This is a genomic window from Aeromonas sp. 600527 (assembly GCF_049175415.1).
GTDB classification, from domain to species: domain Bacteria; phylum Pseudomonadota; class Gammaproteobacteria; order Enterobacterales; family Aeromonadaceae; genus Aeromonas; species Aeromonas veronii_A.
In genome coordinates, this window is the sequence record NZ_JAAKVA010000002.1 from 1 (window position 1) to 25,822 (window position 25,822).

21 protein-coding genes and 1 pseudogene are annotated in these 25,822 nt (G+C 52.3%); 6 read left to right on the top strand and 16 right to left on the bottom strand.

The window, feature by feature from the left end:
* From G5154_RS03425 to G5154_RS03440, 4 genes and pseudogenes are all read right to left on the bottom strand, one after another.
* A pseudogene (locus G5154_RS03425) lies at nucleotides 1-374 on the bottom strand (hypothetical protein); the annotation flags it as partial.
* Nucleotides 375-653: 279 nt separating this feature from the next.
* The gene (gene lpxH, locus G5154_RS03430; protein ID WP_421250336.1) at nucleotides 654-1,409 is read right to left on the bottom strand and encodes a UDP-2,3-diacylglucosamine diphosphatase; all 756 of its coding nucleotides are present in this window, start codon (nucleotides 1,407-1,409) and stop codon (nucleotides 654-656) included.
* Nucleotides 1,406-2,203 (bottom strand): DUF4269 domain-containing protein, encoded by a 798-nt coding sequence (locus tag G5154_RS03435; RefSeq protein WP_421250337.1) that lies wholly within the window; start codon nucleotides 2,201-2,203, stop codon nucleotides 1,406-1,408. Before G5154_RS03435 ends, lpxH begins: the two co-directional genes overlap by 4 nt.
* On the bottom strand, nucleotides 2,193-2,690 hold the full coding sequence (locus tag G5154_RS03440; RefSeq protein ID WP_005337417.1) for a peptidylprolyl isomerase: 498 nt from the start codon (nucleotides 2,688-2,690) through the stop codon (nucleotides 2,193-2,195). The genes G5154_RS03435 and G5154_RS03440 overlap by 11 nt, the downstream gene beginning before the upstream one ends.
* A 212-nt stretch (nucleotides 2,691-2,902) precedes the next feature.
* Between G5154_RS03440 and cysS the strand changes: the two genes are divergently transcribed.
* Together cysS and G5154_RS03450 are read left to right on the top strand one after the other, a co-directional pair.
* Nucleotides 2,903-4,279: a cysteine--tRNA ligase gene (gene cysS / locus G5154_RS03445; protein WP_041208491.1), complete on the top strand. Its 1,377-nt coding sequence runs from the start codon at nucleotides 2,903-2,905 to the stop codon at nucleotides 4,277-4,279.
* A 119-nt stretch (nucleotides 4,280-4,398) separates the two neighbouring features.
* A complete protein-coding gene (locus G5154_RS03450; RefSeq protein WP_421250338.1) occupies nucleotides 4,399-5,040 on the top strand; it encodes a hypothetical protein in 642 nt (213 codons plus the stop codon).
* A gap of 256 nt (nucleotides 5,041-5,296) precedes the next feature.
* Here G5154_RS03450 and drt4 read toward each other — a convergent pair whose 3' ends face one another.
* The 3 genes from drt4 to G5154_RS03465 form a co-directional block, all read right to left on the bottom strand.
* The gene (gene drt4, locus G5154_RS03455; protein ID WP_421250339.1) at nucleotides 5,297-6,925 is read right to left on the bottom strand and encodes an antiviral reverse transcriptase Drt4; all 1,629 of its coding nucleotides are present in this window, start codon (nucleotides 6,923-6,925) and stop codon (nucleotides 5,297-5,299) included.
* A 453-nt stretch (nucleotides 6,926-7,378) separates the two neighbouring features.
* The gene (locus G5154_RS03460; RefSeq protein ID WP_421250340.1) at nucleotides 7,379-7,936 is read right to left on the bottom strand and encodes a hypothetical protein; all 558 of its coding nucleotides are present in this window, start codon (nucleotides 7,934-7,936) and stop codon (nucleotides 7,379-7,381) included.
* Between the two features lie 225 nt (nucleotides 7,937-8,161).
* On the bottom strand, nucleotides 8,162-8,863 hold the full coding sequence (locus G5154_RS03465; protein WP_005346840.1) for a hypothetical protein: 702 nt from the start codon (nucleotides 8,861-8,863) through the stop codon (nucleotides 8,162-8,164).
* A gap of 663 nt (nucleotides 8,864-9,526) precedes the next feature.
* On the opposite strand from G5154_RS03465, the gene G5154_RS03470 reads away from it, so the two are divergent.
* On the top strand, nucleotides 9,527-9,721 hold the full coding sequence (locus G5154_RS03470) for a hypothetical protein (protein WP_279490633.1): 195 nt from the start codon (nucleotides 9,527-9,529) through the stop codon (nucleotides 9,719-9,721).
* Nucleotides 9,722-11,575: 1,854 nt separating this feature from the next.
* Here G5154_RS03470 and G5154_RS03475 read toward each other — a convergent pair.
* A complete protein-coding gene (locus G5154_RS03475) occupies nucleotides 11,576-12,010 on the bottom strand; it encodes a DUF417 family protein (protein WP_421250341.1) in 435 nt (144 codons plus the stop codon).
* A 13-nt stretch (nucleotides 12,011-12,023) separates the two neighbouring features.
* Nucleotides 12,024-12,557, bottom strand: coding sequence for a carboxymuconolactone decarboxylase family protein (locus G5154_RS03480; RefSeq protein ID WP_421250342.1), 534 nt, complete (start codon nucleotides 12,555-12,557; stop codon nucleotides 12,024-12,026).
* Nucleotides 12,558-12,660: 103 nt separating this feature from the next.
* On the opposite strand from G5154_RS03480, the gene G5154_RS03485 reads away from it, so the two are divergent.
* Nucleotides 12,661-13,497: a cupin domain-containing protein gene (locus tag G5154_RS03485; protein WP_421250343.1), complete on the top strand. Its 837-nt coding sequence runs from the start codon at nucleotides 12,661-12,663 to the stop codon at nucleotides 13,495-13,497.
* Between the two features lie 367 nt (nucleotides 13,498-13,864).
* Here the strand turns inward: G5154_RS03485 and G5154_RS03490 are convergent, their stop codons facing one another.
* From G5154_RS03490 to G5154_RS03500, 3 genes are all read right to left on the bottom strand, one after another.
* Nucleotides 13,865-14,410 carry a M949_RS01915 family surface polysaccharide biosynthesis protein gene (locus G5154_RS03490; RefSeq protein ID WP_421250344.1) on the bottom strand — a complete coding sequence of 182 codons (546 nt, stop codon included), beginning with the start codon at nucleotides 14,408-14,410 and terminating at the stop codon, nucleotides 13,865-13,867.
* Between the two features lie 115 nt (nucleotides 14,411-14,525).
* Complete coding sequence (locus G5154_RS03495) at nucleotides 14,526-16,070, bottom strand: hypothetical protein (protein WP_421250345.1); 1,545 nt, start codon at nucleotides 16,068-16,070, stop codon at nucleotides 14,526-14,528.
* A 42-nt stretch (nucleotides 16,071-16,112) separates the two neighbouring features.
* Nucleotides 16,113-16,265, bottom strand: coding sequence for a hypothetical protein (locus tag G5154_RS03500; RefSeq protein WP_265435483.1), 153 nt, complete (start codon nucleotides 16,263-16,265; stop codon nucleotides 16,113-16,115).
* A 335-nt stretch (nucleotides 16,266-16,600) separates the two neighbouring features.
* Between G5154_RS03500 and G5154_RS03505 the strand changes: the two genes are divergently transcribed.
* Nucleotides 16,601-16,891 carry a type II toxin-antitoxin system HigB family toxin gene (locus G5154_RS03505; protein ID WP_096117733.1) on the top strand — a complete coding sequence of 97 codons (291 nt, stop codon included), beginning with the start codon at nucleotides 16,601-16,603 and terminating at the stop codon, nucleotides 16,889-16,891.
* Nucleotides 16,892-16,900: 9 nt separating this feature from the next.
* Complete coding sequence (locus tag G5154_RS03510) at nucleotides 16,901-18,103, top strand: ImmA/IrrE family metallo-endopeptidase (RefSeq protein WP_421250346.1); 1,203 nt, start codon at nucleotides 16,901-16,903, stop codon at nucleotides 18,101-18,103.
* A gap of 27 nt (nucleotides 18,104-18,130) precedes the next feature.
* Here the strand turns inward: G5154_RS03510 and G5154_RS03515 are convergent, their stop codons facing one another.
* From G5154_RS03515 to G5154_RS03530, 4 genes are all read right to left on the bottom strand, one after another.
* Nucleotides 18,131-19,303, bottom strand: a complete 1,173-nt coding sequence (locus G5154_RS03515; RefSeq protein ID WP_421250347.1) for a restriction endonuclease subunit S — start codon at nucleotides 19,301-19,303, stop codon at nucleotides 18,131-18,133.
* Nucleotides 19,300-20,940 carry a type I restriction-modification system subunit M gene (locus G5154_RS03520; RefSeq protein WP_421250348.1) on the bottom strand — a complete coding sequence of 547 codons (1,641 nt, stop codon included), beginning with the start codon at nucleotides 20,938-20,940 and terminating at the stop codon, nucleotides 19,300-19,302. Before G5154_RS03520 ends, G5154_RS03515 begins: the two co-directional genes overlap by 4 nt.
* A gap of 132 nt (nucleotides 20,941-21,072) precedes the next feature.
* Nucleotides 21,073-24,477, bottom strand: coding sequence for a DEAD/DEAH box helicase family protein (locus tag G5154_RS03525; protein WP_421250349.1), 3,405 nt, complete (start codon nucleotides 24,475-24,477; stop codon nucleotides 21,073-21,075).
* Between the two features lie 5 nt (nucleotides 24,478-24,482).
* On the bottom strand, nucleotides 24,483-25,421 hold the full coding sequence (locus G5154_RS03530; protein ID WP_421250350.1) for a restriction endonuclease: 939 nt from the start codon (nucleotides 25,419-25,421) through the stop codon (nucleotides 24,483-24,485).
* Between the last annotated feature and the right edge of the window lie 401 nt (nucleotides 25,422-25,822).

The window sequence follows — 25,822 nt, forward strand, 5'->3', positions numbered from 1 at the left end:
GCGCCCCCCAGAGAAGCTTGGGTGGTGGCGTTGAAATAGACGGCGGCACTCTCCTGAGTGAAGCTGGCCGAGATTTGACAATCAGCACGCATGGGGCCGGTGGTATAGGTGAGGCCGTCCAGGGAGCCATCACATCCGGTTATCCCGGTCAGCACGTAACCGCTGTCAGCCTGTACCGAGAAGCGCCCCTGTTCCCCCTCCCCCAGCCTCAGGCGGGTGGGAGTTAACTGCCCCCCCTGGCTGCTCAGGCTGGACACCTCGAAATAGTGCGTTTCAGTAGGGGGAGCAATAGGACTCTCTTCCTGTTCGCCATCACCGCCACCACAGCCTGTGATCAACAGCACGAGTAAGGGGGTGAGAACCGTCTTTTTCATTGTTTGGTACATTCCTTGTGTTACGACGGGTGGGAGGAGTCGGTAGTCTAATGAGCGACCTTGCTTATTTCAACGTTGATTGAATGGTTAATTATCTTTATTTTCAGCATCTTGCATGCTTTTTGGTCGATTGTTGCCGTTGCTGGTGCAGCAGAACCGCTACAGATGGGCCGAACAGCGCATCGGCATACCGAACTCGCCGTTCTACGTCGGTTCACCGGGTGTACAGGCGTGGGATGCCGGGCCGCAGGTTTTGCCTGCAACCCGAACAGGGGGATGTCAGGCGGATGGGTTAGCAGCAGGTTCGATCGTTGCCAGCGCCCGCATTTCCAGCCGCTGCTCGCCGGGGCGGCAGATCAGCACCGAGCCTTGTTCGAACCAGTCTCCCAGCACGATGCGCCGCGCCGGCTGGCCGTCGAGGGTGAAGTCGTGGATGGCGGGTCTGTGGGTGTGGCCGTGGATCATCATCCGGCAGTCTTGCTGGCGCAGCATCTCGTCCACCGCCGCGGGCGTTACATCCATGATGATCTGGCTCTTGTGGGCATTTTCCATCTGGCTTTGGCCGCGCATCTTGCAGGCGATGGCCTGACGGCGGGCGAGCGGCAGCCGCAAAAAGAGCCAGCGCAGCCACTTGAGCTGGGTGATGCGACGAAACTTCTGATACCCCTCATCCAGGGTGCAGAGTAGATCGCCGTGGCTCAGCACTACCCGCTCTCCATAGAGGTCGATAACACAAGGGTCACCCAGCAATGTCATCCCCGCGCGCTTGGCAAACTGCTGGCCCAGCAGAAAGTCGCGGTTGCCGTGGATAAAGTAGATGGGCACGTTCTGCTGGCTCAGGGCCAAGAAGGCGTCGGCCATCTGTTGATGGAGCGGATTGGGGTCATCATCGCCAATCCAGAATTCGAAGAGATCCCCCAGCACATAGAGGGCATCGGCGCCGGGGGCGTCGTGCTCGAGAAAGCGCACCAGTGCCGCGGTCATATCGGGCCGCTGGGCAGAGAGGTGAATGTCACTGATAAAGAGGGTGCTCATGATGTGGGGATCGGGCTCTCGGTCGAAACAGGGCAAACGGGGGTGGCAGAGATAGTAGAAACAACAGGGGACGAACAGTGCGCTGCGGGCACCATCGCATCAGTGGATGTATGCATACCGTCACGGGATGGCGGCTGCCATGACAACTCGGCCAGATTTCGTTCCTCCAGCGTCAGCAGCGCAGCATAAGGATCGCCCGCCAGCCCCAGCAACCGGCACATGGCTGCTTCCCCTTTCAGACCCTCTTCAAGGCGCAGGCGCAAGACTTCCTGATAGAAAGCATCGCCAAAGCGTTGCAGCAAAACCGCCATCAGGGTGAGGTGGCGCCAGCCGTTCAGCGTCTCGATGGGAGCTGGGGTGACATAGAGCTCAAGCAGCCAGCAGACATCGCCCTTGTCAGAACCGCTATTAGCACAGCTCTGGTCGAGGCAGGAAAAGGTGCGCTCCAGCAGCCAGATATTGTCGCCCTTGGCGCTCGCCTGCCACCCTTGCTCTGCAAAAGTAGCGGCAAACTCGGCGGGATCAGCATGCTGGCAGAGAATATCGAGATCGCTGCCCGGCCGATCGAGGCCGATGGCGAGCGTGCTCACCAGCGCCATATCGCTGCACTGCGTGGCCAGCTCATCCCACACACCGGCGGTGAGCAGGGCATGGGCCGAGCGCTGGCGCGGGTTGCCGTGGGCCAGATAGTCGAGGCGGCGCCAGTTCGGACTGGCAGTGGAAGAGACAGATGGAAAAACTGCGGCCGGGGCCGCAGTTTTGTCAGTGCCGAGTCGGCAGAGATCAGTCAGCAAGGGTCACCTTGGTGATCACCACGTCTTCTACCGGCACGTCCTGGTGGATGCGGCCGTAGTTACCGGTCTTGACGCCTTTGATCTTGTTGACCACGTCCATGCCGGCAGTCACTTCACCGAATACGCAGTAGCCGAAGCCCTGGGTGGTGGCGGATTTGAAGTCGAGGAAGTCGTTGTTGTTCACGTTGATGAAGAACTGGGCGCTGGCAGAGTGCGGCTCCATGGTGCGAGCCATGGCGATGGTGCCGATCTTGTTGGACAGGCCGTTGGCCGCTTCGTTTTTGATGGGCGCGCGGGTGTCTTTCTCTTCAAAGCCCGGGGCATAGCCGCCGCCCTGGATCATGAAGCCGTCGATGACGCGGTGGAAAATGGTGTTGTCGTAGTGACCGTCACGGCAGTATTGCAGGAAGTTGGCCACGGTTTCCGGGGCTTTTTCAGCGTTCAGGGTGAGGGTGATGTCGCCGTGATTGGTGTGCAGAGTGACCATGATATGTCCTTTCATTTGATGCGAGCGACGAAGTGCCCGCAGGTGTATGGCATAAAGTGGTGGCAATTCTAGCCCATCAGGGGCTGGCGGCATAGTCTCTCAGGCGCCGTAACCGTGCTGGCAGGCGGGATTGGCCCTCTTTTCTGCCTCGTTTTCTGCCCCTGAACGGGGTATTATGACCAACCATTTTACTCACAGGCAGTGGTTAGAAGATGCTGAAGATATACAACACACTCACTCGTCAAAAAGAAGAATTCAAACCTATCCACCCGGGCAAGGTGGGCATGTATGTGTGTGGTGTCACCATCTACGATCACTGTCATATCGGCCACGGCCGCACATTCGTCGCCTTTGATGTGGTCGCTCGCTACCTGCGTTACGCCGGTTACGACCTCACCTACGTGCGCAACATCACCGACGTGGATGACAAGATCATCAAGCGTGCCGCCGAGACCCAAGTGACCTGCGACGAGCTGACCGAGCGTCTGATTGGCGACATGCACGCCGACTTTGACGCCCTCGGCATGGTGCGCCCGGATATCGAACCGCGCGCCACCCAGCACATCGAAGAGATCATCGAGCTGGTGCAATCCCTGCTGGAAAAAGAGCACGCCTACGTGGCGGACAACGGCGATGTGATGTTTATCGTCGAATCCTATGCCGACTACGGCAAACTCTCCGGCCAGGATCTGGAGCAGCTGCAAGCCGGTGCCCGCGTTGACGTGGTCGATGCCAAGCGCAACCCGCTCGACTTCGTGCTGTGGAAGATGTCCAAGCCGGGCGAGCCGACCTGGGAAAGCCCTTGGGGCCCGGGCCGTCCTGGCTGGCACATCGAGTGCTCCGCCATGAACTCCAAGCACCTTGGCAACCACTTCGACATCCACGGCGGCGGCTCCGATCTGCAGTTCCCGCACCACGAGAACGAAATTGCCCAGTCCTGCTGCGCCCACGGTGGCGACTACGTCAACACCTGGATGCACAGCGGCATGGTGATGGTAGATAAAGAGAAGATGTCCAAATCCCTTGGCAACTTCTTCACCATCCGCGATGTGCTGGCCCACTACGACGCCGAAACCGTCCGTTACTTCCTGATGTCTGGCCACTACCGCAGCCAGCTCAACTACTCGGAAGATAACCTGAAGCAAGCCCGCGCCGCGTTGGAGCGCATGTACACCGCCCTGCGCGATCTGCCGGTAGCCGCTGCTGCCGGTGGCGACGAGCAGGTGGCTCGCTTCAAGGAAGCGATGGACGACGACTTCAACACCCCGGAAGCCTACTCCGCCCTGTTCGATCTGGTGCGCGAGATCAACCGCCAGAAGGGTGAAGACATGGCTGTTGCCGCCGCGCTGGGCGCCCGTCTGCGCGAGCTGGGCGCCGTGCTCGGCATCCTGCAGCAAGATCCCGAAGCCTTCCTCAAGGGTGACGAAGCGGACGAAGAGGTTGCCGAGATCGAGCGCCTGATCGCCGAGCGCAATCAGGCCCGTGCCGACAAGAACTGGGCTGCTGCCGATGCCGCCCGTAACCGTCTCACCGAGATGGGTATCGTGCTGGAAGACAGCGCCGGCAAGACCAGCTGGCGCCGTGCCTAAGGGCCGCCGGTTGACGATCTGACGCAGAGCGCAGCCCTTGGGCTGCGCTCTTTTTTTTCAGGGACCGGCGCTTTTTTCAAGGCGCGGCCCATGCAAGCGAACATAAGGAAGATGGCACCATGAAGATATCCAGCTGGCCCGTGCTGGCACTGGCCCTCTCTGCGGTGGCCCTGATCGCCCCGGCCTATGCGGGCACCACCACCAGCGGCAAACTCGATCCGGCCGCCAGTGCCCGCGCCAAGGCTAAGGTGGCCCAGTTTCTCGACTGGGAGCGCCAAGTCAAACCGAGCGGCCTCTATCAGAGCGATCTTGGCGGCGCGCTGCCCACTATCGTCTCCCCCGAGCTGCTCTGCCTGCTCAATGCCGCCTCCAAGGCGCGCGAAATAGCCACCCGTGAGGCCCCCGACGAGAAGCCCCCCTTTGTCGAGGGCAACCCCTTCCTGCCCAACGCCTGGGATAACCTGCTGGGCTCGGAGATCCTCTCGTCGCGCGCCATCGCCGGCAGCCGGGATCGCAGCGAGGTCAAGGTGCGCTTCACCTTTGGCGAGCCGGGCACCCCGCTCGACGCCCCCAGCGGCACCTACCGTTTTGTCAGCACCTATCTGGTACTGGATGGGCCGCAAGGCGCCCGTATCACCGATATTGACGCCGGCGGCAGCTGTGATTTCTGCCAATCCGGCAGCCTGCGCGCCGCTCTCTATGAGACGCTCACCGCCTATCCCGCCGCAGGGGGAGAGCAGTGCAAGGGGTTGGGGAAGTAGTCTTTTAGCCTGAGTGAAAAAGTGTTGGGGGAATAGAAATAAAAACCGCAGCTCAAGGCTGCGGTTTTTTTGGGGTGAAAATACCATTCTCGATGGTGTTTCGCCGCTGCAAGCGCTGCTTGGCAAGTGATTTTTTGAAGCCAAACAGAATTAGCCAACGGAAAATATTTTGTTGGTTTCCGTTCTAATCTTTAGTGCCTATCACACGTAGGTACCGAATAGATAAATGTGAAATCTATGATTGAGGGGGAAATAATTAAAACTCAACAGGTGTGTTTGAAAAAATATCTTTGAGCTGTTCAGCTTGTATCTCTCTGAGAATTTCATCACATTTTTCTTCATGTTTAGTTTTAGAGTTTCTAGGTATGAAATTTACGTCATGTTGTTTTAAAGTCTTAAAGACAGCATTTTCCTCTATTTCTTGGTAGGGTGCATCAATTATTCCCTTGTAATACATTTGATATAGCAATAGCCAATAGTTATCTTTAGTGTATATATCTGACGATACTATTTCGTTTGTAAAGTCAATAATTTTATTGTTGTGTTCATTTTGCTCTAACAATAGAGATAATGCGGCACAGTCTTGGCTTTTTATAATTTTATCTGCAGTTGATTCATCGCATGTTAAATTATGTTTCAACATTATGTGTAATGGCCAGCACATACCATCTGACCGTCTTGAAAGTGCATTGATATCGATTATCTTATTCAGTTGCTCTAGTATCTGTTCAGCAGGATAATTTGTTAGGTCAATGATTCTATCAATTAAGGGGACTAAAACGGGGTAGTGCCAAGATAAATTTATAACAGAATCCAGTAAGTTGATTGCAGCATAATCATCAATGTGATTAAGAATGATGCTTATGGCATATTTCAACACGCTACCATCAGGCGTTGTTTTATTTAAACGAATTGCTTGATTTATGAATGTCAACGTTTCTGATGTTGTTAATTTATTTTCACCGTCATGTTCATTGGCCAATCTGCTAGGGAGGAATGAAATTAATGTTAATATCCACTCATCTTCTGTTGGCGCTGGTAATGTCTCAATCCATGTTTTCTTTAAGTTCAGAGTGAGTTTGTAGATAGATAAGTAATTTTCTAGATCCAAGATGAAGTCATTAGCATGTTCATTTGTATCACAATAGCATGTGTAGTCATCGATATACCTTATGAAGTGATATCCTTTTCGATTTAGCGCTTCATCTACGGATTGTAAAATAACCTCTACCAAGATACTTGATGTGGCAGGGCCAATTGGTATACCTTGTGTTTCATTTCTTTTTGTTCTTCTTTGATGAAAATCTAAATCTTCAGGCCAAGATTTTTTCTCGTTTTCTTTGAGTCGTCTTTTAGATTCTTCAACACCAACAATGGCCCATGGAATTGCATGTGTGTATATGCTGTGAAAACAATTGCTAATATCTGCATGTACTCTAAAACGCTTTGTAAACTCAGCACATAGGGCTCGTCTAATTTTTTCTGATGGATCGTCGTAATTCATGACAAGTAGGCGCTTTTCATTGTGATGAAAAGTTGGTTTTATTTGGCTGCAATGGTTTTTTGTTATTTTTCTTATTTCATCCCAATTCTCGTGAATACAGCTTGCAAGATGTGAGTAAGCTTTTGGATGAATAATTCCAAGTAATCTAGGAATGTTATTGAATCTTGTTGAGCGATACTCTGTAAGACTATACCCTAAAGTTTTTCTTACTTTTGCTGCTTGTAATTTAACGAGGGATGTCAGGACTTCTGGAGTAAACTGTCTCGAGTCAAATGATGGAGGTAGTTCACTTAACCCTAATCGTTGATTCGGGAAGTAATTGTATCTAGAAAGAGCTTCAATAAGTAATCTTTTTTCTTCTTGGCCACCTTCAATAAACATATTGAATTTCCTGTATAAATAAGGGACGTAGGTTCGATTAGCGAAGCATAATCGGACGTTCGAGAAATAAGGTGTTATTACGGTGAAATACTCACTATCGGGCCTTTAATATAAAACCGTTTCCCGATAGGGATGGGCACCGCTTGCCGTTATACCCGCCATGATTTTTTCACCTATGCAACCATGTCGATGGCTCTTGTTGCATAGGTGCGACAATCTGCTCTCTCCATGGGGTGGGCGAGGGGCTGACTCTGAGCTAACAACCCGCCCGATCTTTGCCCCGAATAGGCTGGGGTGTGTTACCGCTGTGCAATGCGCTGCGCTTGTTGCACCCTACGCCTTTTAAGCGGCCTCGGGGCGGCGGGTTGGGTGTTGCCCCCTGTTGTTCGCCGGAGTGAGCTCGTTTGTCTAGGTCGCTAGGAAGGATGTCGATCACGTGGCGGTAAAACACCATCATCGATTTTCAACAGTCCAATACTCACCATTATTATATGGTTCACCTTCATCATCACATCGAGTAACCTTATTTTTCCCTTCTCCCATATCAAGTTCAAGCCAAGGTAATTTAGAGTATTTAAATATAAAGTAGGCAGGCTCTTCTATCTTTATCTTTTGTGGCTTTTTAGGACTGCAAATTATGAAGTGAGGCCTTACATTTGGCCATGTGTTTTCGTTACCAAAAATAGCCTTAAATCGTTTATTTTTGCTATCTAGCTGACCATTACTAAAGTAGCTATCGCCTTTAGCTTCAATCATCACTATATGGGTTTTATTTTCGGGATCAATGAAGGCAAGGAGAAAATCTACATCCTCTTGAGTGCCTGATATTTGCAAATCAACCTTTTTATTATTATCGATGAAGTTTCGTTGAAATATTTTTTCACCATGCTCTTGGGTGAGAAACAAGCTGGCATAGATCCAGTCAAGGTGATAATCCATAGCAGCAAAGTATTCACTAGGTATTTTTACCTTGATTAGCTTGGATATCTTATCAAGCTGGTTTTCATCCATGCGAAATTCTGGGTTTCCCAGCATTTGGCCAATTAGGTAAAACCGCTCTTTGCGGTTAAATGATTTCAAGTTTGAAATTATGTCAACGTCCATATAATTCACAGAGCTAGATGGTTAATTATTTTATGTGAGAGAATGGCAATGCTAATGCCCCCAGTGAATAGCTTTGCCGTGATTTTTCAAAATGAATAAAATGATTGCTTTCATGGGGGCTTTAGTCTTAAATTAAAGCTGTAGTGATTCCCTTACTTCAAAAACCTCTTCACTAACACATTTAGCTCGCTTTCCTTTTCCACTTGGTTGTATGACAAATTGAAGGGACCGATTTAAAGGAACTGGCTCTTCTTTGTAGTCTCGACCAATCCTAAAAGAGTCAGAAAATGCTGCGATGGAACTTGCGAAGTGATGAATCATATTGTCTTTGTCTGCATAGTCAGTTTCATCTAAATCGGTCATTCTGGATAATATCGCGCAGTCAATCAATGTTCCCTCCAGCCATAAAGAAGTAGAGGAATATCCCGCACACCATTTAAGATTAGTACCTTCTAAATAAGCTTCCATTGTGCTTGTGTTTTCGCCAACAAAACATGAACCTATCATCAACCCTGTGATATTGCATTCTTTTGAGCGTAACCCCACCGCCCAGATGAGGTCTGAAATTGATACATTGCCGACTTTTTTCTTGTAGCCATGAGCAGCAATATAGACAGTGGTATTTGTGAATTTTCTTTTGCACAAACAGTCTAAAGCTTTTACAAAACTACTTTTATCATAAAAGTTAGCATGATAAACCTCTGTGTCACCAGCAAGCTTACCCACACCTTCAACAAAAGGAAGGACGCTTGTTCTATTAGAGTCACTATAATCAAGTTCCCATGGTGATTCTAGAATTAATATTGCACGATTAGAACTATGTCTTTTTGTCATCTTGTCACCTATTTTAAATTTAATATATTGTTCGTATTTTATTGCCTTATTCGATCTCTAAGATTAAGTTTGTTTCTCCTAGGCATGTTATTACCTGCGTAAGTATGACTACTCTGTATAAATATATTTAAGATGCCAAATGGGTGGGTATCTAGGATTTTCCACATCATAACTTCGAATACACGAGGTACTATTAACCGGTTGCAGAGAGATTTTTATTTGGCCACGCAAAGAAAAGTCACTCGCCAAGCCGCGCAGCGGCGGCGAAACCCCGTCGAGGACGGAGTCCTCGTGTCCTGCATGGCGAAGGCATGCCATTTAGGGAGATGATATTCCGCCATGCAAAGATGTTACCGAACCCCTAACCCTCTCCCGCAAGGGGAGAGGGGATGGTTACCGCGGACGATTACGCTTCGCTAATCGACCCTACAGGCTTATTGCACCCTGCGCCTCATCCCGTGGTGGGAGAGGCGCACTCCCGCTGCTTGGTGACCCATCCACTGGAGTGCTAGGATGCCCAACCGTTTTCTTATCCAACCCTTATCACTTATGGCAAACCGGCTCGTCGAGAGTAAAAACAGGATCACTCGGGCAGTACGCTGGCTCGCAACTCGCGGCGCAGCGCTCTTCGCAGAAATCTCGGAGTTTCAGCAGCGCATCTGGGTGGTCAGCATAACGAACGACAACTACACGGATACCTTTATCGTCAATGAAGGCAGCTTCGAAGAGCCTATGCAGTGGATGCGGCGCAAACAGTACAACGCCGACATGCTGCAGCGGGTAGATGCCATGCAGCGATCCCAGGTAATCCAGTTCGAGCTGGGCGACATCCGCCATCGCCTGATGCGGGTCAAATAACGCTGAGCATGCTCAGTAGCGACGGGCGTTGGGCCAAACGGCATCAATATGCTGACCAGCCAGTGACCCATACCGCAGGATGCAACGAAGGAAGTGAATTGCACCTCTATTCGGCGCAGGTTTGCTTGTGGCAACAGGCTTTGTGGATTGCGACATGCGCCTCACCCATATGAAGGTAAAGATGGTGACCGCGGACGATTACGCTTCGCTAATCGACCCTACGCTAAAGTGGCTACCGCCCCTGACTCTCGCTACCAGATTGCGCCGTTGACCATTGATCTCGGAAAAGGGGCCAACAGACGCCCGTCGCCATATTACGGAGCCAGAGTGGTCTTATCTATGGTTTTAATGGGCTAACTATCAGAAAAGAGTGATTTTTTGCGCTGGCACAAACTTTTATTAACTGACGATTAGTTGATGACTAACTGGGTTTTGGGCGGCCGGTGGGACTGGGGGTGGATGGGGTGCCCCCAACGATACCTCGAGTCTGACGAAGGAGGCCCCTCAGACGCTCGAACTGCAGCGGTTATGGGCGGTAAGTGGAATGAGGTGGATGTCGCCATAGCGGGGCTCGATGTCGAACAGCTTATCGCCGCCACCAGTTGTCCGCCGCGGCGCTGGTGCATGGCTAGCCGACTCTGGTGCTACTCTGGCAATAACCGCAAAGCGGGTCTCACTGATGAGCCGCGGATCACCTTGCTCTGCTTTCGGGCAAGACTTGGGCCGATAACATCCGCCCGCAGCCTGCAGCTTCCTCTCTCTTGGCCCTTGCCTCTTTCAAAGAAACCTCTGGATAGACAACTGGTACCAGCCCCTCTCCTTTCTACCGGGGCAGAACCTGAGGCGCCTGTACTTCCCCCGATAGGGAGGGCCTATTTCATCAGGCAGCCTCTGCTGCTGACCAGCGCCCCTTACTTGTGACCCCATGGAGTCGGATGGCGAAATGGAGGGCTCTCCCGTTTCAATTGGGAGTAGATGACAAGTGCAGGGAGGATAATCCACCACCTCACAGCCAGGCATAGCAAGCATATGGAGGGCTTTTTTCCCCTGCCGGAACACGCGTCCCCTAATCACGGAGGAATATCACAAGGCCAGATTAGTCGACTAGATACAACAAAAAACCCGCAAAGCCTTTGGCTATGCGGGTTTTGGTATTTTTAAGACTCTAATATGGTGCCGAGGCCTCTCTCGAAACATCAACCTATCTACATGATTTAAAATGAAAATCAATAATGTGAATATTACTTATACCCCCAAAAGTACCCCCACCACAGTGGCGGTGGCATCTGTACCTCTGGAGCATTAGGGGATATTTCAAGATTAAGCCCCGGCTCTATCTCGAGGAAATTGTCTTGTTGGAGGGAAAGTAAAGTGTCGAGCCGGTCAGCTCCCTATTGACCAACACCGGCGTACCGATCTGACCCTGCGAAATATCGGGTCAGGTCACCAGCGTAACCAAAAAACCAACTGGCAAGCAGCTCCCTATTGCTCCCACTTTCCTCCCTTCACACCCACCGAGTTGTTTTTCACACCGTTGTATTTCGTTTTGCGCACTTCTGCGCAATTGCGCAATCTCCCGCTCCCTAGGTTTCCCTCCAAAGGCTTGCCACATAAGGGGTTGATTAGAATTGCGCAGTCCTTTGTATTTCGATTATGCGCAGTTCCAATGCGCAAATAAGTGCGCAAATAAGTGCGCAATTTGCGCATTCTTGTGGGAAGTGCGCAATTCGTTACGCACGTTGATGTGTGACGAGACGAATTGAGAGCCCCCTTGTATGTTCATGAGCATCGTTGCGTCAGTCACCATGGCACGATGAAAAAAGGCACCCGATAAGGGTGCCAAAGGCATTGGAATTATTGGCTGGCAAGTTGAGCACGACTCATATTGAGGTAGTGCCATACCACGCCGAGTAGCACCAAGTCCTTAAAGATGAAAAACTCTGTAACTGGAACACCATCAACCAGTTTCCAAACACCCGGTACGGTCAACAGAAAGCTCAGGGTCGCCACGAAGGTGACTACAGCTCCCCAGCCACTCCAATAGCCAATGCGTGGCTGCCAGAGTCCGACTACCAACCCAGTGGCGATAACTATCTCAACCAAGCCGATGAGGTTGGATACCCCTTGCTCCGACAGCAGGCTATAGAGCCAGTTCATCAGAGGATGGCTTGCCACCAAAGGGCGGATCGCTGCAGCTTCGGTTGGCGTAAATTTGAATACGCCAATCCAGTGCAGAGTCAGAACAACGCCACCAAGGGCAACCAGAAAGCCTTTATCGTATCGCTGCATAATGACTCCTTGCTTATGGGGTCAGGGTGACGATCGGAAAGTCGATCTCGGTGCCTGCAAGATGGTTGCCGTAGTTGGTCATGGTATTGACCACAACCTGACCAAGTACCTCCAGCACCAGTTCGTCATCCAGCCCGGCACTGTAGGCATTGCGCAATTGCTCGTCACTGATAACTCCACGCTGATTGACCAGCAAAGTCGCCAATTGCAGCAAGGCATGATCGATAGGGTCTGAGGCATTGCCCTGACGAGCAGCTTTGATTGCTTCGTGTGAAAAGCCAGTCTTGCCTGCCAGCAAGGTATGCGCAGATAAGCAGTATTGGCAGCTGTTGGCCTGGCCGATCGCGAGAGCAAGTAACTCACGCTGACGAGCTGTCAGCCTCCCTTTGCTCAGTGCGTCAGCAAATGCCAGGAAACCATTGAATAGGGCTGGTGAATGGGCCAGCGTGGCATAAAGGTTGGGTACCATACCCAGATTGCGCTTCATGGCGGCAAAGCTGGGGGCGACGGACGGCAAAGGTTGGGTTACGGGTTGAATGCGGCTCATGGTAATACTCCTGTGGGTTCATTGAGGTACAGAGGTAGTTTGCCGCGCATCGTGATATGGTTTATCACCCATAGTCCCTAATAACTTACTATTCGTCTCAAATATGGACCCTCTTTCCGTTCTTCTGGCGCATACCACTCCACGAGCCAATCTATTTTTTGCTGGCAACTTGTGCCAGCACTCCCATAGCCAGGATTATCCGGCGGGGGGTCATCTTCATTTGCTGCGAAGCGGTGAGCTCACTCTTTATCACGAGGGGTCTGAGCCGCGCATCCTCACGGAGCAGACCCTGATCCTCTTTCCCGGAGGGCTTCCCCACCGTATGGAGCCGCGTCAACTGGGGGGATGTGACTTGGTGTGTGCTTCTATCACTTTTGGCCAGAAAACCGCATCACCATTACAACTGGCACTCCCTGATGCGTTAGTGCTGCCACTGAGCGACTTGCCAACGCTGGTCCCTTTACTGACGCTGTTGTTTGACGAGGCATTCACTCATCGCTATGGCCAGGAGCCCATCCTGACCCGGCTGCTTGAGACCGTACTGATCTTGTTGTTGCGTCATTTGGTGGAGCATGGTCTCTGCCAACAGGGGATGTTGTCTGGTCTGTCTGATCCGCGGCTGGCCCGTGCGATTGCAGCCATGCATTTACGTTCAGAAGAAGGGTGGACGGTGGCGACATTGGCACAGGAAGCCGGCATGTCCAGAGCCCGCTTTGCAGCCCATTTTCAGGCTCAAACAGGGTTATCGCCCTTAGGCTACCTGACCCAATGGCGGATGTTGTTGGCATGCCAGCAACTGTTGGAGGGGGAATCAATTACTCAGGTTGCGCTGGGTGCAGGATACAGTGGTAGCGTCGCGTTCAGTAGAGCATTCGAGCGAGAGTTTGGTGTGAGCCCGGGACGTTGGCTCAAAGCTCAGCAGTCGGTAATTCCTGCCTAACAAGCATGCTTGAGTGCTTGAGCTTTCTGGCTTTTGCAGAAATCACATCTGGGCCGTTTGCTGAATACATTAGGAATAGTTGTGAGGATTTGTCGGACAGCGTTGGAGAAACTACGATGCTGTCGATAAAGAGAACCACCTGGTGAACACAGCTAATGGCCAGGGAATGGCGCCGCATGAACAGAGTCCACCAGGTGGCGGCAGGAAGCATAACGGACTTTGGTTGAAAACATGAGGGATTTTCCCGCCAAGCTTGCTCATGGCTGACCTTAAAAATAGAGATGTATCTGGCGTCGGGCGATCCGGTGCCACAACTTATCGGCCTTGTTCTAAAGCTGTTATGTGTGCTGAGCCGTTTTGATGCCTTTTACTCGATCACAACGGTGGAAAGTTGAGGCCATTTCTTCATCATGTAGCGGTAGAGTTCTGGGTGCTTTTTAAGATTTTCTCCAGCAACAGGCTTAGGTTTTTCCTCTGGGTAAATGGGTTTGCTATCAGCGACAAAATATTCAACTCCACGCAGAGCAAACTTTTTGCCATTTCTGTAAGCAAAATATTTCACATCACCGGGATCGAGCCCTCCGCGACAGGCCATTGAATAAGAGAGCAGCAGATAATAATCCCCCTTGCCAGTGAGCTCGACGACCTCAAATCCGGCTGGGTTGATATTGATGAACATATCGAGGTTGCAGTTGGTGACACTGTCATACAGGACCCACTCCTGCTCACCGTTCAGGGTGCCCAATCCGGTAATAGCCAGAGAGCGACTGTCTTCCTCCGTAGCCGGGATCTCATCGACAGACAGAGTGACCTCATGCTTGCCCTTGGTATCAAGCCACAATGCCTTGTATAGCTGTTCGCTGCTATAAGCCGGTGCTGCGCTAAGCAACCCGGCAAGCAATATCCATTTCATTGCCACTAACCTCTGTATTTCTCATTGTTCACTGTCTTGGGCTGCACAAAGGGCGCATCATCGACGATGCCCGCCATTAGAGGCCAAGTGAGCCTAATTGGCAACCAGTTAGACCTTACCAGGCAATATAAGCTCGCTGCATCATGTCGAACACATAACGCATATTGTCATCGCTAGGTTCATCCTGCCCCAGAAAGCGCACCTTGATACCCAGATATTGAGCCCAGGCGACCCCCTTTTTAAATTCACGCCATTTATTATTTTTGGCACATGCCTCCAGATAGTGATTGAGCAGAGGGCGCTGATTTTGGCCTGCTGCATATTTCGCTGCATCAAATGCGCTCGACAGTTCCCGATAAATGCCAGGCCAATCGTTGGCATGAAAAAGGGTCTCGGCTCGCAACCAGGGCACCATCCAGGCACAGACAGATGATAACTGGTAGCTCTCTAGCTTTGCGATAAACCTGTTCACATCGGATGGCTCGCAGTTGGTTTTTTTAAGCTCAAGAAATTCGGCAAGGCACTCGATGAATCCTTCCGGGATATGTTTTCTTTGCTCTTGTTGCCTATCAAAAAAATCGAAGATAGGCCCCACTACATCTTCACCATAGTGGCTCAAAAACCACACCTGTTGTTCAGCGGACAAGTTATGGGGGGCTTCCATAATAATGGACTGAATGTGATTGGCGGCATCAACCATGATATCGGCTCTTTCGAGCCAGAAACGCTCTGTATAGTCAGCATGGATACTGTCCAGCATTTCAGACGGGATTTGGGGGTGATGTGCCATCTCGTCAAAAAAATGAGAAAGCGTCTCCATTGGACCTTTGAGCCAGTCGGTGTGACGTTTGAACTGGGCAAGCAACTTATTCAGATAGTCGCGGCCATAGAGTTCATCAATGTCCTGACTAATGATGGTGGCGACCCTTGCCACAAATAGGGTCAGCAATATGCTCTCTTTCTGCTCAGCCAGATGAGGATAAGCCTCCAGCGCTTGCGTGAAATTGCGCTGCAACGCTTCCCAGCTGGGAATATGTTTGCCGGTGAGCCAGTTCTGGGCACTATCCAGTTGATTGGCCTTCAAGTGATCATTACTCTTAGCCCTCTCGGAGGGATAGTGAAACTGGGTCTGATTCACGCCACTTAGCTGATATACCCATGTCATCGCCTTGCCGAGCGGCCAAGTGACCGAGTTATCGTCAATCGTAGGCAAAAACCAGTATGGCTCTGTAGGGGAAATAAGAGCCTCACTGGCAAGATTGATGCGTGCCGGATGTTTGTGAAGAGAGACTACCAATCTGGGAATAAAATATGAAGACAATATCCAGCGCAGGCTTCCTTTTGTGTCCTGATAGGTGCCATCATCGGTAATAACATTACCATAGACCAGAACAAGGTCTCCGATAACATCTGAAATAACCTGCAATACCTTGCGATTCTTTATACTGGCAGAGAGGATTTTAATAAATACATCGCCCAGCTCTTGAAAGCTCTTATTGATATTTCCCTCTTCTGCTGCAAGCCTTTCCAACGCTTTCTGATATTTCTTTTTCTCTTTATCACTTAATGAGTGGGCATGTTCATACTTGCTTGGAATGATCCCTGTAGCCCTGAAGGAATACTTGACAACTTCACCCAGGGTTGGAAAACCGGACGTCATATTGAATCTCCTGATAAGCGCCTGGCTTGCCAGGCGCTCCTTTTATTTCTGGTTGGGGTTCAGTTGTTTGCCGCGATGGCCATGTACCTTGGCATTGGCCTGATTGGTGCCATTGCTACCTTTGTTGGGGTTAAGCTGATTGGCGTGATGGTTGGCATTGTGTTGATTTTGAACGCCTTTTCCAGACTTTGACATAATAAGATGCTCCTGCTTGTTTCAGTGGAGCCTTAAGTCTATCTAGGGCTCGATACTCTGTCTTTCGGAGAGTTGGCGACGAAGATTTTCGGCCAATCTATCTGGCGATAAGATTGATTTCATACCGTTTTAAAAGAGCCGACACCAGTATCACAAGGCAACCTGGCCGCGGCTTGTTGTGCGTCCGGTAACGCTTCGCTAGGCGCACCAACGCTCTTACCCTTGAGTGTGGATCTCATCATCACCACCGAAGGCTCGATCTGAGGGTTGGAAAATTAGATTCCCTTTTTTGTGTAACGCATCTAAAATTCCCATATTGGGAACTTGGAGCGGCTATGCAGGTCTTAGGACGAGATAAGCTGGAAAAATTCAGCACCAAACATGCGGACGCCAAACCCTCTCTGGATGCCTGGTTTAGCGAAGTTTCCAGCAAAAGCTGCCTCTGGCAAACCCCTCAAGACATCAAGCAGCGATACGCATCGGCAAGTTTTCTTGCGGATAATCGGGTGATTTTCAATATCAAAGGGAACAGCTACCGCCTGGTGGTCAAGGTTCGTTATCAGAACGGGCTGGTGGTGATCGAGTGGCTCGGAACCCATGCCGAATATGACAAGCAGTCTTTCTAAGGTGACGCAATGTACACTGTCAAAGTGATTAAATCTGAACATGAGCACGAGCAGGCTTTGGCTCGACTGATGGCTTTGATGGATGCCAATCCGCAGGAGGGATCTCTTGAAGCGGATGAACTGGAAGTGCTGGCGCTGCTTATCGAACAGTTTGAGGCCGAACACTACCCGATCGACCCGCCAGATCCCATTGATGCCATCTGTTTTCGCATGGAGCAGATGGGGCTAAAAAATAAGGATCTGGTGCCCTATATCGGCTCTCCCTCCAAGGTCTCTGAGGTGCTCAATCGCAAACGGCCACTGAGCCTGAATATGATCCGGCAACTGAGCCAAGGGCTGGGTATTCCTGCCGACGTGTTGATCCGGGAGCCAGTTCAGCAGCAGGTGAGCGATATGGAGATCGACTGGCTGGCATTTCCGCTGACACAGATGCGCCAACGAGGGTACTTCCCTGATTTCACAGGCTCTTTGGCCGAGCTTAAAGAGTATGTGGCCGAGCATATCACCCGTTTTATGGCCCCTATTAACGGCTTTACACTGAAACCGGCCATGCTCCGCACCACGGCACATCTGCGTTCGAATGATAAGCAGACCGACAGCTATGCAGTGTGGGCGTGGCAAGCTCAGGTGTTGCGTAAAGCTCAAGCTGAACCGCTTACTACTCTCTACACGCCTGGAACGGTAACCGCGGATTGGATGCGCCAACTGGCGCAGCTTTCGTGGTCAGAACAGGGACCACACCTCGCCAAGGAGTACCTGAACCGGGCGGGTATTCATCTGGTGTTTGAACCCCATCTGCCCAAAACCTATCTGGATGGCGCAGTTTGCGTAGGGCACAACGGCGCCCCCGTAGTGGCGTTAACCCTGCGCTATGACAGGCTGGATAACTTCTGGTTCACCCTGCTCCATGAACTGGCGCATATCGCATTGCATATGGACGGCAATCAGACCTGGTATCTGGATGATCTGGATGCCGAGGGCGGTGATGAGATTGAACAGCAGGCCGATGCGCTGGCCCAAGAGAGCCTGATCCCGGCGAGCAACTGGTCTGCGGTGGCCTTAACGACTCCGGCCGCCGTTACCGCGCTGGCGCAAACGCTGTCGATTTCACCCTGCATCGTCGCCGGGCGGATACGGCATGAAACTGGCGACCACACCCTGTTTAGTCGCCAATTCAGGGATAAGGTGAAAATGGTATTAGGGATGGCTTAATGGGGAGGTCTATGACCTCCCTCAATTTTATAACTGGCCGGAGAAGGCTTTTTGAGAAAGTGAATTGAACAGTTTTTTGATCTCAGATTCTGATGGCTCTAGGTTGTTTTTAATTTCAGTTATAAATTGCACTATTTCACTGAAGCGTACCTGTGTTTCAATATCTGGCACTATAGAAATAATTTCTTCAATCTTGTTAGGTGATGTATGTCTAACCTTAGTTCCAGTAGCTGACACTTGTATTGCTTGTCGAACTGACTTGTTATTAAATAGATAATACAAGTATTCAGGTGTTAATGCGTCTTGATTGAATTTCAATAGTCCCAGCCGTTGATTATGTAAGAATTTCCCTGCATCGGGAACAACCAAGCAACTACCCAGTAAACCAGTCGTTTGCTCCGTCATCGCTATAAGAAGATCTCCTGCATTTAAAACATAACCCTCTGGTATTTTTCCGTTATAGTAATTCTGTTTTTCCTGTCTATTTCGGTAACCACCACTTTCAAAGAAATTACCTGGCGTCATGAGTATATACTCGCCTTTAGAGGTAAAAAACTCACTCTTGAAGGCGAAGCCATGCTTTATCTGCAATAGCTTTCCTATTGATTGCATACCCCATTTTTTAGGATTGGTAATGGGGTCGCCAAACATATCGAGGAAAACGCTGCGCAGGAAGTCATCGGTGAGGGAGATGGCTTGCTGGCGCTTCTGGCAGATGGCGTCGGCCTTATCCAGAATAGCGACAATACGTTTTTGCTCTTCGAGTGGAGGAAGAGGGATTTCGTGCTCCCAGAAAATTTTCATAGAGACGCGGGGCATCTTAGCTCCTGCGACCTGCTCATTTACCCAGCGAACAAATTGCTCGGAGCGTAAATAGTAAGCGAGGTATTTTTTATCCAACCGCTCGGGGTCAGGCAACATTGGTACCAGCTCTGTCGTCGCCAAACCAAGTCCATCAGGAACTACAACTTTGTTCAGATATGGCCGCAGTTTTGAATAGAGGACATAGTTTTCATCAAACCAATGCGTTGATGTCCCAGCCTCATTTGGTGAGCAAAAGAGTTTTTCTATCACTCTACCTGTATGTGATTCAACCATATCCAGGTTAAGCAACCAGACAGAATTTGGATCGGCTATTTTTGGTTTTTTTATTGGTTTAGCTGGTGCGACAACCCCTAGCTTTTCCATTGGCCACTTCATAGCATTTTCTCCAGCTCTGCCAGATCGGCCAGAATGTCCGTTTCCAACACCTTTAGCTTGGCCAAAATCACCTTGGGATCTTCATAGCTCTCCTCCTGATAGACCACCTCTTTATAGCGGTTGATGGAGAGATCGTATTTCTGGGCGGCGATCTCGGCCTTGGGCACGATAAAGGCTTTCTGGGTGCGATCCTGATAATCCCGCTCTGCGCCAGCCTCGTCTTTCAGGTGCTCGTTATTGGGAAACTGCTCGGCCAGCTGGCGGCTAAGCTGGTGGCCGATAAAGTTGCCGACTGGCAGCCGCTGTTGGCGGCGGTAGTGCTGCCAGCTTGAGACCAGATGAGGCAGATCGTTGGCGGCAATCGGGTTGCGCTTGTCATCCAGGCTATAGCCGTCGCTTGCCAGATCGTAGAACCAGACGTCATCGGTGGCGCCGCCCTTGGTGAAGATAAGGATGGCGGTGGCGACCCCGGCATAGGGCTTGAAGACGCCTGAGGGAAGGTTGATCACCGCCTCGAGCTGGTTGTGTTCCACCAGCAGCTCGCGCAGTTGGACATGGGCCTTGGATGATCCGAACAGCACCCCCTGCGGCACGACGGTGGCGCTGCGGCCGCCGATTTTGAGCATCTGCAGGATGCGGGCGATAAAGAGCAGTTCGGTCTTCTTGGTTTTGACCTTGGCGGTGAGCTTGGGGTCGATGTCCTCTTCATCCAGGGTGCCGGTGAAGGGGGGGTTGGCCAGGATCAGGTGAAAGCCATCATGACTAGCGTTGGGGTAGCGGTCGCTAAAGCCCTGGCTCAGGGTGTCCTGATAATGGATATCGGGCTGCTCGACCCCGTGCATGATGAGGTTCATGGCGGCGATGCGCAGCATGGTGGCGTCGAAGTCGTAGCCGTGGAACATGTCGGTATCGACATGGTGGCGATAGTCGCCGAGCAGATCGCCAGCAAAGACCAGCTGCTCTTCGAGTTCGCCGCGCTCGTTGGCCACCAGCTCACGGTGGACGTTGTCGGCCGAGGTGTAGCGCTCGACGATATATTCGTAGCTGTTGGAGAGGAAACCGGCGGTACCGCAGGCGGGATCGCAGAGGCGTTCGTGGCGAGCGGGGTTCGGCTCCATCATCTCGACCATGGCGCGGATGATATGGCGCGGGGTGCGGAACTGGCCGTTGATGCCGGCGGTGGTGAGCTTGGAGAGCAGGTATTCGTAAAGATCGCCCTTGGTGTCGCCGCGCTCGATGGGGAGGTTGACGATCATCTCGACGGCGTTGACCAGGAGGCTTGGTTTGACGATCTCGAGCCGGGCATTTTTCATAAAGTGGCTCAGGATAGAGCCTTCGTGGTTGAGGCTGCGAAAGTGGTCAAACACCCCATCGCGCACGACTTCCAGCATCTCGTCGGCGCCGAGGTGGCAGTAGCGGGAGAAGCGCAGGTCTTGCTCAAATTCGGCAAAGCGACGCTTGAAGGGGACGCCGGCCAGCATCTCTTTTTGCTCGTCACGGCTCTCTTGTAGGTCGAGCATGCGCGAGTACATCAGGAAGGTGATCTGCTCGATCACGGTCAGCGGGTTGGTGATGCCACCGACCCAAAACTCTTCCCACAGTTTATCGATATTGCTTTTCAGTTCACCGGTGATCATGGTTGTTCCACACTAGGGTGGCCCTCTGGCGACTCAGTACGCCGCCAAGGGGCCGACAAGAAGGGGCCCGCCTGGAGCGGGCTTTGATGTGGCGGGGATTGTAGCGCGATTTTCCCCGCCTGGGGCAGGTGCTTAGCGCGATGGGGTGCCGGTATCGACGCTAAAGCCATCGACGATGGCCTTGAGGGCCACCACCTGCGCCATATCGGGGAAGACACCGGTTACCCCCTGGCTGTTGACCGAGGTGAAGGGCTGCTCGAAGAGTTGCTTCATCTCGATCGCACCAAAGTCGCGGATATGGTTTTTCAGCAGATCGAGAAACCGCATCTGGGTGGCATTGAGACGATGGGCGGCGGCAAAGGCAGTAAAGCGTTCGGCCACCGCTTCGCTCTCCATCCCCACCAGGGTGCGCAATATCTTGTCGAGCCCGGCACTGGCCTCGGGGTAGAAGTCGCTCAGCACCTTGATATCGACGTTGGGGTTTTGGATTAGCACCAACTTGCGCAGCTCATCGAGTTCTCTCTCATTTACCGGTTGACCACGGCGGATCTTCTGCAGCACAGGGTTACTGCTAAAGAGAGGCTCCAGCGCCCCTTGCACCTGCTTGCGATAGAGCTTGAAGTCAACCGACTTGAGGTTGGTCTTGCGCTGGGCGCGCTGATAGTCGGCCTCATCTTCGGCAATGTTGGTGATAAGCGGCGGCTGCGGGGGTACGATGTTTTTCTCCATCAGATGCATGATGTCGCGCAAGGTGAAGCGGGCATGCTCGAGCTGGTCGAAGTTGACCTGTTGCCACCAGCTCTGATCGCGCAGTTGGTTAATGAGATCGCCGTGTTGCTGAACCTGCGCCAGATGGGGAGGCAGACGGTCCATCTTCTCGGCCACCAGGTGGTAGCTCTTCATCAACTGTTCGGGGTTGTCGTAGAGAGCCTGCTGGGCGGCGATCATGTCCATATCGAAGCGCAAGGCGTCACCCTGGCCGCGTACATCGAGCCATTGCATCAGGGGGGCCATCTCGGTGAGCAGCGCCTGCTGGGTAGCCGGTGAGAACTGCCGCAGCACCTTGGGATCGCTCAAGCGGGCCTTCTCTTTCCAGCGCTCCTGTACCGAGATGGATCTGTCATCCAGCGCATCGAGTTGGGCACGCAGCATCAGGGTCACCTTGTCGAGCGCATCCCGGTCAAATTTCTTCAAGGCGCTGCGCCCCAGTTGCAACCAGGCTTCGAAGCGCTGCTGAGCAAGTGACTTGCTAAGGGAGGGTTCTGCCTCTTCGGGCTCTTGCTCGAAGTAGTCGAACACGCCCCAGTGATCGAAGATGCGGAACTTCTCTTTGTGTTTGCCCGGTCCGAACAGATCTTTGCGAAGGCGTGTGCCGCGCCCGATCATCTGCCAGAACTTCACCTTGGATCGCAGGGGTTTGGCAAAGACCAGGTTGACCACCTCTGGCACATCGATACCGGTGTCGAGCATATCGACCGAGATGGCGATGGTGAGATCGTGGTTTTTCCCTTCCCCCTTGAAGTCGTCGATTAGCTGCTCGGCGCGTGGATCGTAGTTGTCGATCACCTGGCAGAACTTGCCTGCGAACTGGGGATATTGGGCATCGAACACCTCTTGCAGCAAGAGGGCGTGCCTGTGATTGCGGGCAAACACGATGGACTTGCCGGGCAGTTGCCCGTCTTTGTCTTTGATGCCGTTTTCCATCAGGTTGCGCATGATGGCGGCGTTGGTCGGCTTATTGTAGATGGCCTTGTCGATACTTTCGGCGTCAAAGTCGAGCAAGTTGGGGTCGATGCCGTCATCCTCCAACTGGGCGATTTGCGCGTCGGTCAGGTTGTCGCGTTTGATCCCTTCACGCAGGAACTTGGTGGTGTGGGTCACCACCTCGTAGGGCACCAGGTGATCGTCCTCGATGGCTTTTTCCAGCGAGTACTCGGCAGTGGGCATCTTGTAGTCGCAGCCAAACAGCTGACATGTGGAGCGGCTGACCATTTCGACCGGTGTGGCGGTCAGCCCCACCTGTAGGCAGTCGAAGTATTTGAACAGATCCCCGTAGACGTTGTAGATGGAGCGATGGGACTCGTCGGCAATGATGAGGTCGAAGTGACCCACATCGAACTGCTCCATGATGTTGAGCATGCCCGGGTAGGTGGCGATAAAGATGCGGGCCGTCTGTCTGGTGGCCTTGTCACTGGAGCCGACGACACAGATGGGATCGCTAATAAATTCGTTGAAGGCGTTGCGGGCCTGTTTGCGTAGCTCTTTGCGATCGCACAAAAAGAGCACCCGTTTTACCCAGCGGGCATCGAGCAGCAACTTGGTCAGGGCGATGGAGACGCGGGTTTTTCCGGTGCCGGTGGCCTGCACGATCAGGGCACTGCGCTTCTTGTGGCTAAAGGATTCGGCCACCCGGCGAATCGACTCGAGTTGGTAGAGTCGGGTGCCACCACCGGCGATATTGGTGTCGATATCGGTTTGCAGCAGATCTTTTTTACTGGAGCGCTGCAAAATCAGGTGCTGCAGGCTCGCCTTGCTGTAAAAGCCAAACAGGCGGCGCGGCGGGTAGGCGTGGGCCGGGTGATCATCCCAGATATAGATGTCGTAGCCGTTGGTGTAGAAGATGACCGGGCGCTGGCCATACTTCTCTTCCAGCCAGTCGGCATAGAGTTTGGCCTGATGGCGGCCCGCTTCGGCATCGACCTGGGTGCTTTTGGCCTCGATGACGGCAAGCGGCTTGTGGTTATCATCCCACAGTACATAGTCGGCGCGCCCATGGCCTGTCTTGGTCGGTTGGTTTAGGGTTGCCTCTTCCTGGGTGACCTGGTCGGTGTCACTGCCGTCGTCCGAGATATCCCAGTTGGCATCGAGCAGGCGCGCGTCAATCAGGCGCCGACGGGTCTCGGCCTCATTCATGTCGAGCAGGTTGATGGCCTGCTGGTTCTTCTGGCGGGATTGCTCAAGACGGGCCTTGAGTTCGTCGGCTTGCTCTTTGGCCTGCTGCAAGTCGCGCAGGATGGCTATCTCGCGCTCTTCGGCGGCCTTGAGGGCGGCGCAGGCTTTTTCCAGTTCCTGGGCCTTCTTCTTCAGGGCGTCGGTGGTGAGTTCAACCGCTTGCTGAGGAGGGAGGGTGAAGCTGCCGCACTCCTGCTGGTTGCCACTGTCGTAGCGAATATAGAGCCAAGCCGAGACCAGCCAACTCTCTTTGAGCAGCCAGAGAGAGTGCTTCTGCTCGCATTTTTCGCCATGAGCGGCCTTATTGCCGTATTGGCGCAGAATATCGAGCTTTTCGACGATGGGCTTTGGCATCACCTGGACAAAGGAGTCGCCTTTGATGAGGTCGAACAGATTGGGTCGGTAGCCTTGGGGCAGGCGTTCCTCCCGGTAGAGCCAGCGCACGATCAGCTCGACCATGTTGCGAAGCTTGACCAGCGCGGTCTCGGGGTCGGTGTAAACGTATCCTTCAGCCATGGCCCCCAGGTCGGCCATTTCAGGCCACTTGCGGCGCAGCATTTCGAAGTTCAAAGACTTGTTTGGCATAACGGTCAATCTTCCAGAAAGTAATCCGAATCCAGGGTCTTGATGGTGAGGGTTTGGCGAATGGTGACGCCAACCCCATATTCGATCATCAGGGCGGCCAGATGCGCTCCGTCAATCAGCACGATACGTTTCTCAATCAACCCCACATATTCATGCGCCTCACGGCTAAAGCAGGAGGTGGTGATAAAGACTCCCTTGCGGGCCTTGTGCAGATCCAGGGCACCAGCGAAGGATTGGATCTCGGGACGCCCGACGGTTTTGTCGGTGTAGCGCTTGGCTTGCAGGTAGATGGAGTCGAGCCCCAATCGGTCTTCCTTGATGATGCCGTCAATCCCGCCATCGCTGCTGTAGCGAGTGGTGCGGGCAGCATCTTGCTGGCTGCCGCCATAGCCCATAGCCACCATCAAATCGACGACCAGCTGTTCGAAGAAGCGAGGGGAAAGGCCAAGGATCTCGGCAAGCAGGTCATCGGCAAGGGATTGATTGATGGCGGCCAGCGCTTGCTCAATTTGCTCTTGTGGTGTGCTGGCTTGCACGTTATGTGGCTCGTCCGCGGCATCGGTTGTGCCTTGTTGCAGCTTACCTGTGCTTTCACTGGACGCCAGAGTAAAGGTCACGAACTCCTTGAACTGAGCCAGATAATGGTTGTCGATGGTCTGGCCCGATGCCAAAGCAACCTTACCCCGTTCGGTAATAAGGCAGACGCCCCGCTTGGGTTGCTCGATGAGTCCTGCCTTGACCAGATAGGTCTTGGCCCAGCCGACCCGGGAGCGAACCGTGGTTTGCCGCCCGCTCGGCAGGGTGTGAGCCAACTGCTCAGGGGTGAAAGCGTAATGATCGCAGACGGCCTGATAGACCTGACGCAGTGGAAGGCTTTCGCCACTTTGCAGTACTGAAAGTACCACGGGCATCATGCGCTCATAGCTTGGTATGGAGTCACTCATGGAGGATTAGCAGGGTTCGACACGACATGGGATGTAATCATCCCATAAAACCCTGCCAATTTGTTTGAATTAGGACTCAAAAGGTCTCAAAAAATCCGCTCGACAATACCAACTGCTGACTATGTGAGCGAATTATCATGAACAGGTTATTCCTTGAGTGATAGCAGGCAAAGATCCATGACCTCGAGCACCTTCAAATTAGCAATGGCATATCTTGGCGCAGAGCTGCAATTGCCTCTAGCGTGAGCTGCCGGGGGAGGATATTAGGTGACTCTGACCTTGTACTCTTAACCGATATGCACAATTCCGATATCAATGTCTTTGACCAAAATTGTGATCTTGATCAACTTATTGCATTGTATATATGAAAAATATGGTGGCTACAGCGGCTACGCGGCTAC